This window comes from Nakamurella endophytica, from assembly GCF_014646215.1.
Taxonomy (GTDB): domain Bacteria; phylum Actinomycetota; class Actinomycetes; order Mycobacteriales; family Nakamurellaceae; genus Nakamurella; species Nakamurella endophytica.
Genome location: NZ_BMNA01000001.1, coordinates 737,320 through 752,974 on the forward strand (window position 1 = coordinate 737,320; position 15,655 = coordinate 752,974).

A 15,655-nucleotide genomic window follows, 5' to 3' on the forward strand; every position below is an offset into this window, starting at 1 on the left:
GGTGCCGGACCGGCCGGACCGGCCGGACCGGCCGACGACCTGGCCGACGATCTCGCCGTGTACGCCGATCTGGTGCACGAGACCGACGACGGGCGGTGGGCGTTCGGCACGGGCTTCACCGATCCGCTCGCCGGGGTGGACACCCGCGTCCCCGCCGGGATCGACGGCGGCGCGCTGGCGATGTACTGCCGGATGCTCGGCGACGACGCGCTGGTGCACAGCCAGCGGCTGCAGGAGTGGGTCACCCGCGCGCCCGAGCTGGAGGAGGAGACCGCGATCGCGAACATCGCACTCGACCTCCTCGGCCAGGCACGCCGGCTGCTCACCCGCTCCGGGACGGCGGACGGCAGCGGCCGCTCGGAGGACGACCTGGCGTACTGGCGCGCGCCGCACGAGTTCCTCAGCGTCCCGCTGGCCGACCACCGGGACGCCGACTTCGCCGAGCTCGTGGCCCGGGTGCTGCTGCTGGCGACCTGGCGCCAGGCCGTGTGCCTCGAGCTGCGCCACGGCGCCGATCCGGTGCTGGCGGCGATCGCCGCCTCAGCCGCCACCGAGCTGCGCTACCACCGCGAGCACGCCGCGCTGTGGGTGGTCCGGCTGGGCCGCGGTACCGAGCTCTCCCACCGGCGCATGCAGGCGGCGGTGGACCGGCTGTGGCCGCTGCGCGGCGAGCTGTACCGGGATCCGCCGGTCGTCGCGCGGCTGCCCGGTGTCGCCGTCCCGGCTGCCGCGGTCCGCGACGCCGTCGAGGACGCGCTCTCCGGCGTGCTCGACCGGGCGGGCGTCGACGGACCGCCCCCCGGACCGGCGACCGGCGCCGGCCGCGACGGCCACCACGGCCCCGACTTCGCCGAGATGATCGACGAGTTGCAGAGCGTCGCGCGTGCACATCCTGGGGCCTCGTGGTGACCGGCCCCGCGACGACGCCGGTCGAGCAGCGCGCGTGGGAGGTGCTGGCAGGCGTCGCCGACCCGGAGATGCCGGCCATCTCGATCGTCGACCTCGGGGTGGTCCGCGGGATCACCTGCGGAAACGCGGGTCTCGAGGTGACGGTGACCCCGACGTTCGCCGGCTGCCCGGCGACCGCCGAGATCCTCGCCGCGACCGGACGGACACTGCGCGCCGCGGGGCTCGGCGAGGTGCGGGTGGTGCTGCAGCCGGCCCCGCCGTGGACGTCCGACTGGATCACCGAGCGGGGCCGACGGGCGCTGGCCGGCGCCGGCATCGCCCCGCCGGACCGTCCGGCGACGGCGCCGACCGGAGACGGCTCGCGCACGGTGGACCTGGACCTGCGGCCGCCCGCGCCGGCGGTCTGCCCGCGCTGCGGCTCCCGGCACACGGTGCGGACGTCGGCCTGGGGCTCGGCGGCCTGTCGCGGGCTGCACCGCTGCCGCGCCTGCGGCGAGCCGTTCGAAGCCGTCCGGGCGGTGTAGCCGGTGCGCGCCCCGTTCCACGCCCTGACCGTGGCCGCCGTCGACCGGCTCACCGACGACTCCGCCGCGGTCACCCTCGCCGTCCCGGCCGCTCTGGCCGACACCTTCCGCCACCGGGCCGGGCAGCACCTGACCGTCCGGATCGGCGACGAACGCCGGTCGTACTCGCTCTGCTCCCCGGCCGGTGCCGCGCCGCGGATCGCCGTCCGCACCGTCGACGGGGGCCGGGTCTCCGGCACCCTGGTGCACCGGCTCCGGCCCGGCGACGTCCTGCAAGTGCAGCCACCCACCGGCACCTTCACCGTGGACCCGGCCGTCGGGGGCCGGCACGTCGCGATCGCCGCCGGCTCCGGCATCACCCCCGTGCTGTCGATCGCCGCGACCGTGCTGGCCGGGTCGGCCGACGCCCGCGTCACCCTGCTCTACGGCAACCGCGCCGCCTGGAGCGTGATGCTGGCCGACGAGGTGTGCGACCTCAAGGACCGCTATCCCACCCGCGTCCAGGTGGTGCACGTGCTCTCCCGCGAGCCGCACGAGGTCCCCTTGTTCTCCGGCCGTCTCGACGCGGCGAAGCTGCGGCTGCTGGTCCCGGCCACGGTCCAGCCGGCCGAGGTGGACCACTGGTGGCTGTGCGGTCCCTACGGCCTGGTCGCCGACGCGCAGGCGGTGCTCGGTGAGCTGGGCGTCGCAGCGGAACGGGTGCACCGGGAGCTGTTCTTCGTCGAGGACCAGCCGCCGCCGGTGGCGCAGCACCCGGTCACCGCACCGGCCGGCGGCAGCCGCGCGACCGTCGTGCTCGACGGTCGCAGCAGCAGCCTGACCGTGCCGGCCGGGACGACGATCCTCGATGCCGCGCAACGGGTCCGGCCCGACCTGCCGTTCGCCTGCCGCGGCGGCGTGTGCGGCACCTGCCGGGCGCTGCTGACCGGCGGTCAGGTGCACATGCGACGCAACTTCGCCCTGGAGCCGGCCGAGACGGACCGGGGGTACGTGCTCACCTGCCAGTCCGAGCCGGTCTCCGACCAGGTGACCGTCGACTTCGACGCCTGACCCGCCCTCACCCGTAGCTGTACCGGAGCTCGGCGTTGACGAGCTGGTTCAGCCGGTACCGGGCGTGGCCGACGTGGCCGGCGTCGGGCAGGTCGTCCGCCGCGACGGTCAGGCTCCAGGTCAGCAGGGTGCCGTATCCGTCGGGCGCCAGCTGGAAGCGGATCCGGTCGTCCGGGCGCTGCGGGAAGATCGACGACCAGACCACCTCGACCGGAGAGGTCGCGGACAGGATCACCGGTTCGACCTCGTCGTCCCGCAACGACAGCCAGGGCCGGGTACCCGGCTCGTGCGGGTCGGTCAGCGACCGCCAGACGATGTGCGGCGGGGCGGGCTGTCCCTTGCGGCGGCCGGCGATCTCGACACTCCCGTCGGCCGGTCCAGCGGCGCCCGGATCCGGGTTCACCGGTCGACACCCGCGTCGAGCTGCCGGACCAGGGTCGCCGGGGCGACGGTGCGGTAGCTCTCCTCCACCCAGTCCAGCACGAGTTCGACGGGCACCGAGCCGTCCTGCGCAACGGTCACCCAGCCGTGCCGGCCCAGCCCGTACCGGGACGGCTCCACACCGTCGAACCCCAGCGCCTGCTCCAGCGAGTCGGTGAGCTTCACGCCGATCCGGGCCTCGTCGGCGGCATGGTCGGCGCCGAGGAACAAGAAGATCTTCTTCCGGACCTTGACCACCCGGTCGTCCTCCCAGGGGTGGTCCTCGGTCACCTCGGGAAACCCGAGCGCCACGGACCTGGCCTGGTCGCGCATCGACGGCATGCCGCGATCGTCGCGGGGACGGCGGCGGTCGGCAACCGGGTTCCGCATCCCCCGCACCGCAGGACGTCGCCGCCACCGGTTGACGCCGGCGCGGCCGCCACTATAGTCAAGTACATGCTTGACCATTTGGCCGTGCTGGACCTCCGGTTCCGGGCCCTGGCCGACGCCGGCCGCCGCCAGATGCTCGACCGGCTGGTGGACGGGCCGGCGACGGTGAGCCAGCTCGCCGCCCCGCTGCGGATGACGCTCGCGGCGGTGGTGCAGCACGTCCAGGTCCTCGAGTCCAGCGGGCTCGTCCGGACCCGCAAGACCGGCCGGGTGCGGACGTGCTCCATCGACGCCGACGCCCTGCGGGCCACCGAGCAGTGGCTCGCCGACCGGCGCACCACGTGGGAACGCCGGCTGGACCGGCTGGGCACGGTCCTGGACGAGCAGCCCCGACCGACATCGACCACCCGGCACGACCGGGAGCAAGGACCCCTGACATGACCGTCGAGCACGACACCTGGACCGTGCAGCGCGACTACCCGCACCCGCCCGACCGGGTCTTCGCCGCGTGGGCCGACCCCGCGGTGAAGGTGCGGTGGTTCGACCTGTCCGGTGCCCCGGATCCGGACTATCGCAGCGACTTCCGGGTCGGTGGTCGGGAGACCTTCCGCACGCCGGCGGATGTCCGGCCGATCTACACCTACGACGCGCAGTACCGGGACATCGTCGACGGCCGGCGGATCGTCACGACCTACGAGATGACCGTGGACGGCCGGCGGATCTCGGTGTCCGTCGCCACCGTGGAGCTGGACAGCACCGCCGGCGGCACCCGGCTGACCTACACCGAACAGGGCGCGTACCTGGACGGTCTGGATTCCGCGGCTTCCCGCCGCACCGGCACGGCGGCGCAGCTCGACCGCCTCGACACCGTGCTGCAGGGGCAGTCGTGACCGCCGAGGACGAGCTCCGGGCGCTGGTCGACGAGCGGGTGCGGGCCGTCCGGGACCGGGACGTGGCCACGCTCGCCGGGCGGCCGGTGACGGACGTGCTGTCCTTCGACGTGCTGCCGCCGCTGCGGGCCCGCGGCACCGGCCCGATGGTCCGGCACCTGCAGGAGTGGTTCGACGGCTACGACGGGCCGATCGACTACTCGGTCCGGGACGTCGAGGTCACCGCGGACGCGGACGTCGGCTTCTGCTCGTTCCTGTACCACGTCGGCGGCCGGCTGCGCGGTGGCGACGAGGTCGACATGTGGGTACGGGCGACGCTGGGCTGCCGCCGCGTCGACGGTCGCTGGCGGATCGTGCACGACCACGAGTCGGTGCCGTTCGACCCGGCGACGGGGCGCGCACTGCTCTCGCTGCACCCGGACGCGTCGACCGAGGACGGGCTCAGCCCGTCGGGCGCCGACCCCGCCGGTCCATGAACGCCGCCACCGCGACGCCGACGACGAGCCCGATCCCGGTCCACAGCCAGCCGCTGCCGGTGGCGATGCCGACCGCCACACCGACGAACAGCCCGGACACCACGTAGATCACCGCCGCGAGCAGGCGGTCGGTCGAGGCCTGCCGGCGGCTCAGCGGTTCGCGGGGCACGCCGGCAGCCTATCGACGTCAGTCGGTGACGGTGACCCCGTGCCAGAACGCGATCCGGTCGGTGATCTCCTGCGCGGCCGGCTTGGGCTCGGGGTAGTACCAGGCGGCGTCCGGGTTCGCGGCGCCGCCGACCTCGACCGTGTAATAGGACGCCGTGCCCTTCCACGGGCAGACGGTGTGGGTGTCACTCGCCGCCAAGGTCACGCCCTGGGCGATGGACTCCCGCGGGAAGTAGTGGTTGCCCTCCACGACGACGGTGTCGTCGCTCTGCGCGATCACCGTGCCGTTCCAGGTCGCTGTCGCCATCGCCGGTCCTCCGCTCGTCCGTCGGTCACCTCGTGGGCGGCGCCCGGAGCGGCGCCGTCTGACAGCGGCAACGCCGGAGCGGGTCCGGGGATTCCGCCTGCGTAGGGTGGCCGGACACCCGCGACAGGAGGACCATGCCGAGGACCATCGCCACCACCACGACGGTCGACCGGGCGGGTCTGCTGGACTTCGCCCGGCCGCGTCACCACATGGTGCTCCTGACGACGCGCCGGGACGGCAGCGTCCAGGCGTCGCCGGTGACCGCCGGCATCGACGCCGAGGGTCGGGTCGTGGTGGCCAGCTACCCGGAGCGCGCCAAGTCGGTCAACGTCCGGCGCACCGGTCGGGCGTCGGTGCTGGTGCTGTCCGACGACTTCGGCGGCGCCTGGGTGCAGGTCGACGGCGCCGCCGAGGTGGTCGACCTGCCGGACGCGGTCGAACCGCTGGTCGACTACTTCCGCGCCGTCTCCGGCGAGCACCCCGACTGGGCCGAGTACCGGCAGGCGATGGTCGACCAGGGCAAGTGCCTGATCCGGGTCACCCCGGACCGGTGGTCGCCCGTCGCCACCGGCGGGTTCCCGGCCCGATTCGGCTGAGCGGCGTCACCCGCGCCCGGGACCGTCGACCCGCCGCAGGCTTTACGCGCTCCTTACCTGAGCCCCGCCCTGTGTTCACCCGGTGCCCGCGCCCGGTACACCAGCGGCCCGTTCACTCCTCCGTGGCCCCTGGGCGCTCGGGACCACCCGGGCGGGGCCGGTGGCGAGGAGTGAGATGACCCAGAGAACACGGATGATCCGCCGGATCGGCGTCGTCGCGGCGGCGACGCTGGTGCTGGGCGGCAGCGGCGTGGCGGTCGCGGTGACGGCGTCGTCGCACAGCGACCGGACCAACGCGGCACGGGCCGCGGTCATCGGCGGCACGGCGCGCAACGTCATCCTGTTGATCGGTGACGGCATGGGCGACTCGGAGATCACCATCGCGCGGAACTACGGCAAGGGTGCCGCCGGCCGGCTGGCCATGGACACCCTGCCGCTGACCGGCGCCTACACGACCTACTCCGTGCAGCGTGACCGCCCATCCAAGCCCGACTACGTCACCGACTCCGCCGCGTCCGGAACCGGTTGGGCGACCGGGCACAAGACCTACAACGGCGCGATCAGTGTGCTGCCCGACGGCCGCTCGGTGGCCACCGTGCTGGAGCTGGCCAAGCGCGCCGGCTACCGCACCGGCGACGTCACCACCGCCGAGCTGCAGGACGCGACGCCCGCGGTGCTCGGTGCCCACGTCGTCGACCGGGACTGCAAAGGCCCGTCGGCCACCTCCGAGCTGTGCCCGGCCAACGCCAAGGAGAACGGCGGCGCCGGCTCGATCTCCGAGCAGCTCGTGCAGACCCGCCCGGACGTGCTGCTCGGCGGCGGTCGCCAGTACTTCCAGGAGACCGTGACCGCCGGCCGCTTCGCCGGGCGGACGGTGCTGGACCAGGCCAGGGCCGCGGGGTACCAGGTGGTCACCGACGCCGGCCAGCTGAGCCGGGTCAACCCTTACCGGCCGGTGCTCGGCACCTTCGCTCCCGGCAATCTCGACCTGGAGCTGGTGGGCCCGACGCCGACCCGCACCGGGACCGCCCCGGCCCGGTGCGCGGTGAACACCGCCCGGGACAAGGCCCAGCCGCACCTGTCCTCGATGGCCACGATGGCGATCTCGACCCTGGACAAGCAGTCCCGCGGCCGCAGCAAGGGCTTCTTCCTGCAGATCGAGGGAGCCTCGATCGACAAGCAGGACCACGCGGCCAACCCGTGCGGCCAGATCGGCGAGACCCTGGAGTTCGACAAGGCCGTGGCGGTGGCGCTGTCGTACCAGAAGCGCAACCCGGACACCCTCGTCGTGGTGACCGCGGACCACGGGCACACCAGCCAGATCGTCGAGGCCGGCAGCACCACCGCGGGCGTCACCGCGTCGGTGATCACCGCCGACGACGCCGAGATGACCATCAGCTACGCCACGGCCGTGTCCGGCTCGCAGCAGCACACCGGCACCCAGGTGCGGATCGCCGCCAAGGGACCCCAGGCCGCCAACGTGCTGGGGGTCACGGACCAGACCGCGCTGTTCTGCACCATGACGCGGGCGCTCGGCGTCCGCGCCTGACCCGAGAGGGTTCGCCGGGCGACCGGCGCTCCTGCGGTGGCCCGCCTCCCTCCGGGAAGGCGGGCCACCGCTCGTTCCGCCGACTGTCCCGCCGACCGCCGGGAACTGCTGGGGGAACACGCCACTACGACGAGAGGACCGTCATGACCGCTGATCCGGCCGACAACCCTGACTTCGACGACGTGGAGGCCTCCGGGCCGGACGATCCCGTCCGGGCGGACGACCCGTCCGCGGGCCCGGGCGACCAGGCGACGCTTGCCGATCCGCCGGACGACCGCGCCGCCGCGGCGCAGTCCACGGTCCTGGGCCCCGACTGATCCCGCGGCCCGCGGTGCCGGGGTCACCGGCGCGGGAGCCCGCCGCCCCGCAGGATGCGGTCGGTCAGCTCGGCGAACGCCTCGCGGACGGCCGAGGGACGGTCGATCCACGGCCAGTGCCCGGCTCCGGGGACGGTCCGGTGCAGCACGTGATCCCCGTGGAAACGCTCGTCGTCCACAGGGTCTGGGTGACGATCCGGTCCGCTCCCCCGCCGAGGACCAGCGTCGGCAGCGACGCGGGCCACCAGGCGGCGGTGTAGGTGCGGTCGAAATGCCGGTCGGACCAGTCGACGGCACGCCGGTTGTAGGGCATCCGGCCCAGCAGCGCACGACCGGCCTCCAGGCCGGCCGCGGTGAAGTTCCACGGCGCCGACTCGACCGCCACCCGGGCGAGCCGGGCGTCGGAGGGGTCCTCGACGTACCGCTCCGCCGCTGCGGTGACCCCCGGCAGGGGGGCGGCCCGGGTCATGGCCTCGTACACCGGCATCCACCGGGCGTCGGGGGCGGTGTCGACGAGGGCGAGACCGCGGATGGATCGCTCCAGCGACGGCACGGACAGCAGGTACTCGCCGCCCGTGGAGTGACCGACGCACACGGGCTCGCGCACCGCGTCGACCTCCTCCCGGAAGACGCCCGGCCACAGGGCGTACGGGTCCGGTGGAGCGCCGGGCGCGTCGACGTTCGAGCCGTCGCCGGGCAGATCGACGAGCCAGCTGGTGCCGGGGACGTCGACGACGTCCACCAGCTCGGCCAGGCTCTCCGAGCCGATGCCCGGCCCGCCCGGCAGGAACAGCCAGTCCGTCGTCCCAGGGTTGCGGCGCGCGGCCCGCAACCGCACTCCCGACGGTGTCCAGGTCGGCGCGTCCACGTCTGTCTCCTCGGCCCACGATCCGTGTTCGGTCCGGACGACAGTGGCACCGCACACCGGGGCGCGGACTGCACGGAATCACCAGTCCGTGCCGCCACCGCCGGCGAACCGGCCGCCGCGGCCACAGGGCTCAGCGCGCGGGCTGGCCGCCGACCAGAGCCGCGGCATCCCGGGCGATCGCCAGCTCCTCGTCGGTCGGTACCACCAGCACCGCCACCGCGGTCCCGTCGGGCGAGATCCGCCGTGCCTCGCGGGAGGTGGCACCGTTGCGGGCCGGGTCGACCTCGATGCCCAGCCCGGACAGGCCGTGCGTGACCCTTGCCCGGATCTCCGCGGCGTTCTCGCCGACCCCGGCGGTGAAGGTCAGCGCGTCCAGTCCGCCGAGCACCGCCAGGTAGGCGCCCACGTACTTGCGGATCCGGTGGCAGTACACGTCCATGGCCAGGTCCGCGTCCGGATCGCCGTCCTGCACCCGCCGGGTGAGGTCCCGGACGTCGCTGACCCCGGCAAGGCCGAGCAGGCCGGATCGCCGGTTGAGCAGCGTGTCCAGCTCGGCCGGCGACATGCCCTCCTCGCGCAGCAGGTGCAGCAGGGCCCCGGGATCGACGTCCCCACTACGGGTCCCCATCACCAGTCCCTCGAGAGGGGTGAAGCCCATGGACGTCTCGACCGGCTTGCCGCCGCGGATGGCGGAGGCGGAGGCGCCGTTGCCCAGGTGCAGCACGATCTGGCGCAGGGATCCGGCGTCCCGGCCCAGGAACTCGGCCACCCGGCCCGAGACGTACCGGTGCGACGTGCCGTGGAACCCGTACCGGCGCAGCCGGTACCGCTGCGCCACGGTGCGGTCGACGGCGTAGGTGGCGGCCGCGGCGGGCAGGTCCGCGAAGAACGCCGTGTCGAACACGGCCACCTGCGGCACGCCCGGGAACGCGGCCATCGCCTGCTCGATGCCGGCGGCGTTCGCCGGGTTGTGCAGCGGCGCGAGGTCGGCCAGGTCGGCGATCCGGCGCAGCACGTCGCGGTCCACCAGGACCGGATCGGTGAACTCCGGGCCGCCGTGCACCACCCGGTGGCCGACCGCGGCCAGGCCGTGGCCGTCCAACGGGTGCCCGGACCGGGCGAACAGCTCCTGCATGAGCTCGACGGCCCGGCGGTGGTCCGGCACCGGCCCGGACCACTCGGTCGGCTCGCCGCCGGCAGGGGTGTGCCGGGCGTGGCCGCCGTCGTCGTCGCCGATCCGCTCGACGAGCCCGGCGGCCAGGGCGTCGCCGCCGACGGGATCCACCAGCTGGTACTTCATCGACGACGAGCCGCAGTTGATCACCAGCACCGGGCGGCTCACCGGGCCACCTCGGCAGTGCCCGCGCCGGCGGGGACTTCGGTCGCGCCGGCGGCCTCGGCCGCCTGGATGGCGGTGATGGCCACGGTGTTCACGATGTCGGCCACCAGGGCTCCTCTGGACAGGTCGTTGACCGGCTTGTTGAGGCCCTGCAGCACCGGCCCGATGGCCACCGCCCCGGCACTGCGCTGCACGGCCTTGTAGGTGTTGTTGCCGGTGTTCAGGTCCGGGAAGATCAGCACCGTCGCCCGCCCGGCGACGGCCGACCCCGGCAGCTTCGACCGGGCCACCCCGGCGTCGACCGCGGCGTCGTACTGGATCGGCCCCTCGACGAGCAGGTCCGGCCGCGCCCGCTTGACCAGATCGGTTGCCGCGCGGACCTTGTCGACGTCCGCGCCGCCGCCGGACGTGCCGGTGGAGTAGGACAGCAGGGCGACCCGCGGCTCGATGCCGAACCGCGCCGCCGTCGCGGCCGACGACACCGCGATGTCGGCGAGCTGCTCGGCGGTGGGATCGGGGTTGACGGCGCAGTCGCCGTAGACCAGCACCCGGTCCGTCAGGCACATCAGGAACACCGACGACACGATGGCCGTCCCCGGTGCCGTCTTGATGATCTCGAAGGACGGCCGGATAGTGTGCGCCGTGGTGTGCGTCGCTCCCGACACCATGCCGTCGGCCAACCCGAGGTGCACCATCATGGTGCCGAAGTACGAGACGTCGCGCACGGTCTCGCGGGCCCGTTGCAGCGTCATGCCCTTGGCGGCGCGCAGCCGGGTGTACTCGGCGGCGAACCGCTCCACCAGCTCGGGATCGTCCGGCGACACCACCGCCGCCTCGGAGATGTCCATGCCGAGAGCGGAAGCCCGTGCCCTGATCGCGGTCTCGTCGCCGAGCAGGGTCAGCCGCGCCACGCCCAGCCGCAGCAGCGTGGCGGTGGCGGTCAGGATGCGGTCGTCGTCACCCTCGGGCAGGACGATGTGCCGGCGGTCGGCCCGGGCCCGTTCCAGCAACTGGTACTGGAACATCAACGGCGTGACCACGCCGGACCGGGCGACGTCGAAGGACTCGAGCAGCGCGGCACCGTCCACGGACTCGGCGAACACCCGCAGGGCGGTCTCGACCTTGACCCGCTGACCCGCGGTCAGCCGGCCGCGGACGCCGGCGAGCAGCGTGGCCGTCTCGAAGGTGTCGAGGTCGGACAGCAATACCGGCAGGTCGGTCGGGACGCCGTCGAGCAGCCGCGTCACCGACTCGGGCGGCGGGTACCCGCCCGTCAGCACGATCGCCGACAGGTGCGGGAAGGTGCCCGACTGGTGGGCCAGCACCAGCCCGGGCAGCAGGTCCGGCCGGTCGCCGGGGGCGATGACCGTGGCGTCCGGGTGCAGCCGGGTCAGCACGTTGGGCAGCGACATCGCGGCGACGACGAAGCCCAGCGCGACGCGGTCCAGCCACTGCGGGTTGCCGCTGATCATCCGGCCGCCGCAGGCCGCCATCAGCCGACCCACGGTGGGCGCCGACAGCAGCGGGATCTCCGGGATGACCGAGACGGGCCAGGTGCTGCCCTCACCCAGCGCCTGCCGGACCTCGTCGACGTCGGCGTCCGCCACCCGGTTGGCGATCACCGCGACCGGGTGCGCGTGCGCCGCGGCGAGTTCCATGCGGGCGACGTCCGCCGTGGTGCGGATCTCCGCCGGTGTCCGCGACCGGCCGTGCACCACCAGCACCACCGGGGTGCCGAGGTTGGCGGCCACCCGGGCGTTGAACGCGAGCTCGCTGGGCGTCGAGACGTCGGTGTAGTCGCTGCCGAGCACGACCAGCACGTCGAACCGGGTGGACAGCTCCCGGAAGCGACGGACGATCTCGCCCAGCGCGGTGTCGGGATCCCGGTGCATGGCCTCGTAGGTGACGCCGAGGGCGTCGGCGTAGTCCTGCCGGACCAGCGGGTGCGACAGCAAGAGCTCGACGACCAGGTCGGTCTCCGTGGCGGACGCCGCGAGCGGCCGGAACACCCCGACCCGGCCCACCCGCCGGGTGAGCAGGTCCACCACGCCCAACGCCACCGTGGACTTGCCCGAGTCACCCTCCGGCGAGGCGATGTACACGCTGCGGGCCACCCGCCCAGGCTAGGGCACCGCCCGTCGCGGCGGCCGACCCGCGAGCCCAGCCGCAGCCCGCCCGCTGCCGCCGGTCCCCTGCCCGACGGACCCGTCTCCGCCCGACCGTGCACAACGACCCCCCTTCGAGCACTGCGGACAGCGTTATTCATCAAGCGTTGACTTCCGGGGCATCGAGCGAGACAGTGAACTCATCAACCGACAAGTTCATGCCCTGCGGGGCAGGAGGGTGGGCGACCATGGACGCCATCGAGGTGGACGCAGTGGTGGTGCGGCGGGACCGGCACGGCCCGCCGGCGCTGGACGGCATCACGGCCCGGGTCGCCGCGGGTCGGGTGACCGGGCTGCTCGGGCCGTCCGGCGCGGGCAAGACGACGCTGCTGCGCGTCGTCGTCGGCGTGCAGCGGTGGAGCGCAGGCTCGGTCCGGGTCCTCGGGCTGCCGGCGGGATCCCCCGCGCTGCGATCGCGGATCGGCTACCTGACGCAGGCGGCGGCCGTGTACGCGGACCTCACGGTCGCCGAGAACGTCCGCTACTTCGCCGCCCTGGCGGGTGCGGCGCCCGGGGCCGTGGTCGAGGTGCTCGACGAGGTGGGCATGGCACGGTGGGCCGACCGGCTCGCCGGCGCGCTGTCCGGCGGCCAGCGGGCGAGGGTCAGCCTGGCGTGCGCCCTCGTGGGGCGGCCGGACCTGCTGGTGCTGGACGAACCGACGGTCGGCCAGGACCCGGTGCTGCGGGACGAGCTGTGGCGCAGCTTCCGCGCCCGTGCGGCGGCCGGCGCCACGGTGCTGGTGTCCAGCCACGTCATGGACGAGGCGGCGCGGTGCGACGACCTGCTGCTGGTGCGGGACGGCCGGGTGCTGGCGTCCGGAACGCCGGGATCGGTGATGGCCCAGGCCGGCGAGACCGACATGGACAGCGCGTTCCTGACCCTGATCCGCCGGCAGCAGCAGCGGACCCCCGTCGGCGCCACGTCCGGGAGCACGTCATGAGCGCCGCCGTCGTGCCGGCGACGGCCGGACGGGTGCTGCGCCAGCTGCGGCACGACCGCCGCACCGTGGCCCTGCTGGTCCTGGTGCCGCTGCTGCTGCTCGGCCTGCTGCGCTGGATGTTCCAGGAGGAGCCCGGGGCGTTCGACCGGGTGGCCCCGATCATGGTCGCCGTCTTCCCGTTCACCGTCATGTTCCTGGTGACCAGCATCGCCATGCTGCGCGAGCGCACCACCGGCACCCTCGAGCGGCTGATGACGACACGGACCCGGCCCGCCGAGCTCATCGCCGGCTACGCGCTCGCCTTCGCGGTGGCGGCGTCGGTCCAGGCCGGCAGCATGGTGACCGTCGCGCTCGCGGTGTTCGGGCTGGACGGTGCCGGTCCGGCCGCAGCGCTGGTCGGGGTCGCGGAGCTGACCGCGCTGCTCGGCGTCGGGCTGGGGCTGCTCGCGTCGGCCTTCTCCCGCACGGAGTTCCAGGCGGTGCAGATGCTGCCGGTCGTCGTCATTCCGCAGCTGCTGCTGTGCGGGCTGTTCGTGCCGCGGGAGTCGATGTCCTCGGTCCTGCACGCGGTGTCGGACGCCCTGCCGCTGTCCTACGCCGTCCAGGCGATCCAGCGCTCCGCCGGACCCGACACGGCCGGCCTGTGGCGGGACGTCTGCATCCTCGCCGGGTGTGTGATCCTGGCACTGGCCCTCGCAGCGGCCACGATGCGGAGGCGGACGAGATGACCACGGTCCGGGTCGGCCAGCACCCCGCGGTGCGCGGCCGGACCGGACGCCGGCCGGGCAATCCCGACACCCGGCAGGCGATCCTGGACGCTGCGGCCGGCGAGTTCGCCCGGAGCGGGTACGGCGGCGCCACCATGCGCGGCATCGCCGCCGCCGCCGGCGTCGACACGGCCCTGCTGCACCACTACTGGGGTTCCAAGAACGCCCTGTTCATGGCCGCCGTCCAGGCGCCGATCGACCCGGCCGACATCGCCCGCCGGCTCGCGCAGGGCGAGATCTCCGACCTCGGTCGACGGCTGCTGTCCACGCTGCTCGAGCAGTGGGAGTCGCCGGCCGGTCCGGCGCTGCTGGCGCTGGTGCGGTCGGCGCTGGGCGACGCCTCGACCGCCCGGATGCTCCGCGAGTTCGTCGTCTCCCAGGTCGTGGTCAAGCTGCTGCGCACCTACCGGGTGCCCGACGACGAGGCCGCCCTGCGCGGCGCGCTGGTCGTCTCCCAGGTGCTCGGGGTGATCACCGCGAGGTACGTGGTCGGTGTCGAGCCGCTGGCCTCCCTGCCGCCCGAGGCGGTGGTGGCGGCCGTGGCGCCGACCCTGCAGCGCTACATCGACGGCGACGTGACGGGCGCCGGCGGGTGAACACGGCGGCGGACCACGGGACCGCGGACGCCACGGGACCGGCCGGCGGCGCACCCGCGCAGGGACCGGACGGCCGGGACGCGCCAGCACCGGCGGCCCCCGACGCCGCGGGCAGCCACCCGTGGCGGCCGCGGGCGCGCAGGACCGCCCGGGGCGCCGGGCCCGTCCGGACCGGGGGGTCGGGACCCGAAAACCCGGCCGCGGCGACACGGACGTCGGCCGGAGCCGACGCGGAGGTCCAGGCCCGAGCCACCCTGGTCGAGGACGAGGTCGAGCGCGAGGTCGAGGAGGAGCTGGGCGACGCCGGGCGCCCCCACCGCCGGCCCTGGTGGCAGCACGCCCTGCGGCTGGCCGCGCTCGTGGTCGTCGCGGTGGTCGTCGTGGCGGTGCTCCGCGACAAGGTCCCGTCCCCGCACGAGGTCCTGCTGGCCTTCCGCACGGCCGACTGGGGATGGGTGGTCGCCGCCTTCGTGCTGCAGCTGGCCTCGATCGGCATGCTGATCCGCCAGCAGCGGCGGCTGCTGCGCGCGTTCGGCGTCCCGGTCCCGCTGTCCCGGGTCTTCGCGATCACCTACTCCAGCACCGCGATCTCGATGAGCATGCCGGCGGGCAGCGCCCTCGGGGCCGGCTACTCCTACCGGCAGTACCGCAAGAACGGGGCGAGTGCGGCCACGGCGGCCGCGGTGCTGCTGCTCTCGGGAGTGCTGTCCCTGCTGGCGCTCATCCTGCTGTACCTGATCGGCCTCGGGCTCTCGGCCAGCGGCCGGATCGCCAGTCTCGGCGGCGACAACCCCGTCCTCGCGGTGGTGCTCGGTGTGCTGGTGGTGGCGGTGATCGTCGGAGCGGCGGTGTGGCTGAGCCGCCGGTCGGGGCGGATCGACCCGCGGCCGCCGGCGACGCCGCGGCTGGACCGGTGGGGCGTGGGCCACCCGAGGACCGCGGCCGTGCTGCGGCAGGTGCTGCTGACCGGTCGCCGGGCTGCGCGGGTCGAGCCGCACGACTGGCGGCTGGCCCTGCTGACCTCGGCCCTCAACTGGGGACTGGATCTGGCCTGCCTCTGGGCCAGCTGCCTGGCGTTCGAGATCGATCTGAACCTGTTCCGCGTCGCGCTGATCTACCTCGGCGTCCAGGTCATCCGGCAGATCCCGATCACGCCCGGCGGTGTCGGGGTGATCGAGGCGTCGCTGCTCGCCGCGCTCGTCGCCGCGGGTGCCGCCAACGCCCCGGCCGCGGCGGCGGTGCTCGTCTACCGGCTGTTCGCCGCGTGGATGATCATTCCGATCGGCTTCGTGATGCTGGCGTTGCTGCGCCGCCGCCCGGGCCGCCGGGAGAGCTGACCGCGACACGGCCGCACCGGCGCGCCGTCGGCTCCGGTCGGTGTTC

20 protein-coding genes are annotated in these 15,655 nt (G+C 74.3%); 13 read left to right on the top strand and 7 right to left on the bottom strand.

Features of this window, described 5'->3' with window-relative positions:
* Nucleotides 1–39: 39 nt before the first annotated feature.
* The 3 genes from paaC to IEY37_RS03235 are packed head-to-tail and all read left to right on the top strand — an operon-like array spanning nt 40 to nt 2,483.
* Nucleotides 40–909 carry a 1,2-phenylacetyl-CoA epoxidase subunit PaaC gene (paaC, locus tag IEY37_RS03225; protein WP_188940203.1) on the top strand — a complete coding sequence of 290 codons (870 nt, stop codon included), beginning with the start codon at nt 40–42 and terminating at the stop codon, nt 907–909.
* Nucleotides 903–1,433 (top strand): 1,2-phenylacetyl-CoA epoxidase subunit PaaD, encoded by a 531-nt coding sequence (gene paaD, locus IEY37_RS03230; RefSeq protein ID WP_229673697.1) that lies wholly within the window; start codon nt 903–905, stop codon nt 1,431–1,433. The genes paaC and paaD overlap by 7 nt, the downstream gene beginning before the upstream one ends.
* 3 nt (nt 1,434–1,436) lie before the next feature.
* Nucleotides 1,437–2,483, top strand: coding sequence for a 2Fe-2S iron-sulfur cluster-binding protein (locus IEY37_RS03235; RefSeq protein ID WP_188939992.1), 1,047 nt, complete (start codon nt 1,437–1,439; stop codon nt 2,481–2,483).
* 7 nt (nt 2,484–2,490) lie between these two features.
* Here IEY37_RS03235 and IEY37_RS03240 read toward each other — a convergent pair whose 3' ends face one another.
* Both IEY37_RS03240 and IEY37_RS03245 read right to left on the bottom strand, forming a co-directional pair.
* Nucleotides 2,491–2,886 (bottom strand): hypothetical protein, encoded by a 396-nt coding sequence (locus tag IEY37_RS03240; RefSeq protein ID WP_229673699.1) that lies wholly within the window; start codon nt 2,884–2,886, stop codon nt 2,491–2,493.
* Nucleotides 2,883–3,245 (bottom strand): MmcQ/YjbR family DNA-binding protein, encoded by a 363-nt coding sequence (locus IEY37_RS03245; protein ID WP_188939993.1) that lies wholly within the window; start codon nt 3,243–3,245, stop codon nt 2,883–2,885. Before IEY37_RS03245 ends, IEY37_RS03240 begins: the two co-directional genes overlap by 4 nt.
* A 114-nt stretch (nt 3,246–3,359) precedes the next feature.
* On the opposite strand from IEY37_RS03245, the gene IEY37_RS03250 reads away from it, so the two are divergent.
* Genes IEY37_RS03250 through IEY37_RS03260 form a run of 3 tightly spaced genes read left to right on the top strand, consistent with a single transcriptional unit; the run spans nt 3,360 to nt 4,659 of the window.
* Nucleotides 3,360–3,734, top strand: a complete 375-nt coding sequence (locus IEY37_RS03250; protein ID WP_188939994.1) for an ArsR/SmtB family transcription factor — start codon at nt 3,360–3,362, stop codon at nt 3,732–3,734.
* Nucleotides 3,731–4,183, top strand: a complete 453-nt coding sequence (locus IEY37_RS03255; RefSeq protein ID WP_188939995.1) for an SRPBCC family protein — start codon at nt 3,731–3,733, stop codon at nt 4,181–4,183. Before IEY37_RS03250 ends, IEY37_RS03255 begins: the two co-directional genes overlap by 4 nt.
* Entirely contained in the window at nt 4,180–4,659 is a 480-nt protein-coding gene (locus IEY37_RS03260) for a YybH family protein (protein ID WP_188939996.1), read from the top strand. Before IEY37_RS03255 ends, IEY37_RS03260 begins: the two co-directional genes overlap by 4 nt.
* Here the strand turns inward: IEY37_RS03260 and IEY37_RS03265 are convergent.
* A complete protein-coding gene (locus tag IEY37_RS03265) occupies nt 4,625–4,828 on the bottom strand; it encodes a hypothetical protein (protein ID WP_188939997.1) in 204 nt (67 codons plus the stop codon). The two genes, IEY37_RS03260 and IEY37_RS03265, sit on opposite strands and share 35 nt — an antisense overlap.
* A gap of 18 nt (nt 4,829–4,846) precedes the next feature.
* Complete coding sequence (locus IEY37_RS03270) at nt 4,847–5,134, bottom strand: DUF427 domain-containing protein (RefSeq protein WP_188939998.1); 288 nt, start codon at nt 5,132–5,134, stop codon at nt 4,847–4,849.
* Nucleotides 5,135–5,268: 134 nt separating this feature from the next.
* Between IEY37_RS03270 and IEY37_RS03275 the strand changes: the two genes are divergently transcribed.
* The 3 genes from IEY37_RS03275 (at nt 5,269) to IEY37_RS03285 (ending at nt 7,596) form a co-directional block, all read left to right on the top strand.
* Nucleotides 5,269–5,730 (top strand): PPOX class F420-dependent oxidoreductase, encoded by a 462-nt coding sequence (locus IEY37_RS03275; protein WP_188939999.1) that lies wholly within the window; start codon nt 5,269–5,271, stop codon nt 5,728–5,730.
* Nucleotides 5,731–5,905: 175 nt separating this feature from the next.
* A complete protein-coding gene (gene phoA, locus IEY37_RS03280; RefSeq protein WP_229673701.1) occupies nt 5,906–7,279 on the top strand; it encodes an alkaline phosphatase in 1,374 nt (457 codons plus the stop codon).
* A gap of 143 nt (nt 7,280–7,422) precedes the next feature.
* Nucleotides 7,423–7,596: a hypothetical protein gene (locus IEY37_RS03285; protein ID WP_188940000.1), complete on the top strand. Its 174-nt coding sequence runs from the start codon at nt 7,423–7,425 to the stop codon at nt 7,594–7,596.
* 64 nt (nt 7,597–7,660) lie between these two features.
* Here IEY37_RS03285 and IEY37_RS03290 read toward each other — a convergent pair whose 3' ends face one another.
* From IEY37_RS03290 to pta, 3 genes are all read right to left on the bottom strand, one after another.
* The gene (locus tag IEY37_RS03290; RefSeq protein WP_188940001.1) at nt 7,661–8,464 is read right to left on the bottom strand and encodes an alpha/beta hydrolase family protein; all 804 of its coding nucleotides are present in this window, start codon (nt 8,462–8,464) and stop codon (nt 7,661–7,663) included.
* A gap of 130 nt (nt 8,465–8,594) precedes the next feature.
* On the bottom strand, nt 8,595–9,806 hold the full coding sequence (locus IEY37_RS03295) for an acetate/propionate family kinase (RefSeq protein WP_188940002.1): 1,212 nt from the start codon (nt 9,804–9,806) through the stop codon (nt 8,595–8,597).
* Nucleotides 9,803–11,917, bottom strand: a complete 2,115-nt coding sequence (pta, locus tag IEY37_RS03300) for a phosphate acetyltransferase (protein WP_188940003.1) — start codon at nt 11,915–11,917, stop codon at nt 9,803–9,805. Before pta ends, IEY37_RS03295 begins: the two co-directional genes overlap by 4 nt.
* A gap of 239 nt (nt 11,918–12,156) precedes the next feature.
* Here pta and IEY37_RS03305 point away from each other — a divergent pair, with 239 nt between their 5' ends.
* From IEY37_RS03305 to IEY37_RS03320, 4 genes are read left to right on the top strand one after another with little or no spacing between them, the layout of a single operon-like run.
* Nucleotides 12,157–12,909, top strand: coding sequence for an ABC transporter ATP-binding protein (locus IEY37_RS03305; RefSeq protein ID WP_188940004.1), 753 nt, complete (start codon nt 12,157–12,159; stop codon nt 12,907–12,909).
* The gene (locus tag IEY37_RS03310; protein WP_188940005.1) at nt 12,906–13,637 is read left to right on the top strand and encodes an ABC transporter permease; all 732 of its coding nucleotides are present in this window, start codon (nt 12,906–12,908) and stop codon (nt 13,635–13,637) included. Before IEY37_RS03305 ends, IEY37_RS03310 begins: the two co-directional genes overlap by 4 nt.
* Before the next feature lie 29 nt (nt 13,638–13,666).
* Nucleotides 13,667–14,272: a TetR/AcrR family transcriptional regulator gene (locus tag IEY37_RS03315; protein ID WP_188940207.1), complete on the top strand. Its 606-nt coding sequence runs from the start codon at nt 13,667–13,669 to the stop codon at nt 14,270–14,272.
* Nucleotides 14,269–15,609, top strand: a complete 1,341-nt coding sequence (locus tag IEY37_RS03320; protein ID WP_188940006.1) for a lysylphosphatidylglycerol synthase transmembrane domain-containing protein — start codon at nt 14,269–14,271, stop codon at nt 15,607–15,609. Before IEY37_RS03315 ends, IEY37_RS03320 begins: the two co-directional genes overlap by 4 nt.
* Nucleotides 15,610–15,655 lie beyond the last annotated feature (46 nt).

Excerpts from the sequence above, each read along its gene's own strand:
- IEY37_RS03285 (WP_188940000.1), top strand. The coding sequence starts at position 7,423 with ATGACCGCTGATCCGGCCGACAACCCTGACTTCGACGACGTGGAGGCC.
- phoA (WP_229673701.1), top strand. The coding sequence starts at position 5,906 with ATGACCCAGAGAACACGGATGATCCGCCGGATCGGCGTCGTCGCGGCG.
- IEY37_RS03305 (WP_188940004.1), top strand. The coding sequence starts at position 12,157 with ATGGACGCCATCGAGGTGGACGCAGTGGTGGTGCGGCGGGACCGGCAC.
- IEY37_RS03275 (WP_188939999.1), top strand. The coding sequence starts at position 5,269 with ATGCCGAGGACCATCGCCACCACCACGACGGTCGACCGGGCGGGTCTG.
- IEY37_RS03310 (WP_188940005.1), top strand. The coding sequence starts at position 12,906 with ATGAGCGCCGCCGTCGTGCCGGCGACGGCCGGACGGGTGCTGCGCCAG.
- IEY37_RS03255 (WP_188939995.1), top strand. The coding sequence starts at position 3,731 with ATGACCGTCGAGCACGACACCTGGACCGTGCAGCGCGACTACCCGCAC.
- IEY37_RS03245 (WP_188939993.1), bottom strand. The coding sequence starts at position 3,245 with ATGCCGTCGATGCGCGACCAGGCCAGGTCCGTGGCGCTCGGGTTTCCC.
- IEY37_RS03250 (WP_188939994.1), top strand. The coding sequence starts at position 3,360 with ATGCTTGACCATTTGGCCGTGCTGGACCTCCGGTTCCGGGCCCTGGCC.
- IEY37_RS03270 (WP_188939998.1), bottom strand. The coding sequence starts at position 5,134 with ATGGCGACAGCGACCTGGAACGGCACGGTGATCGCGCAGAGCGACGAC.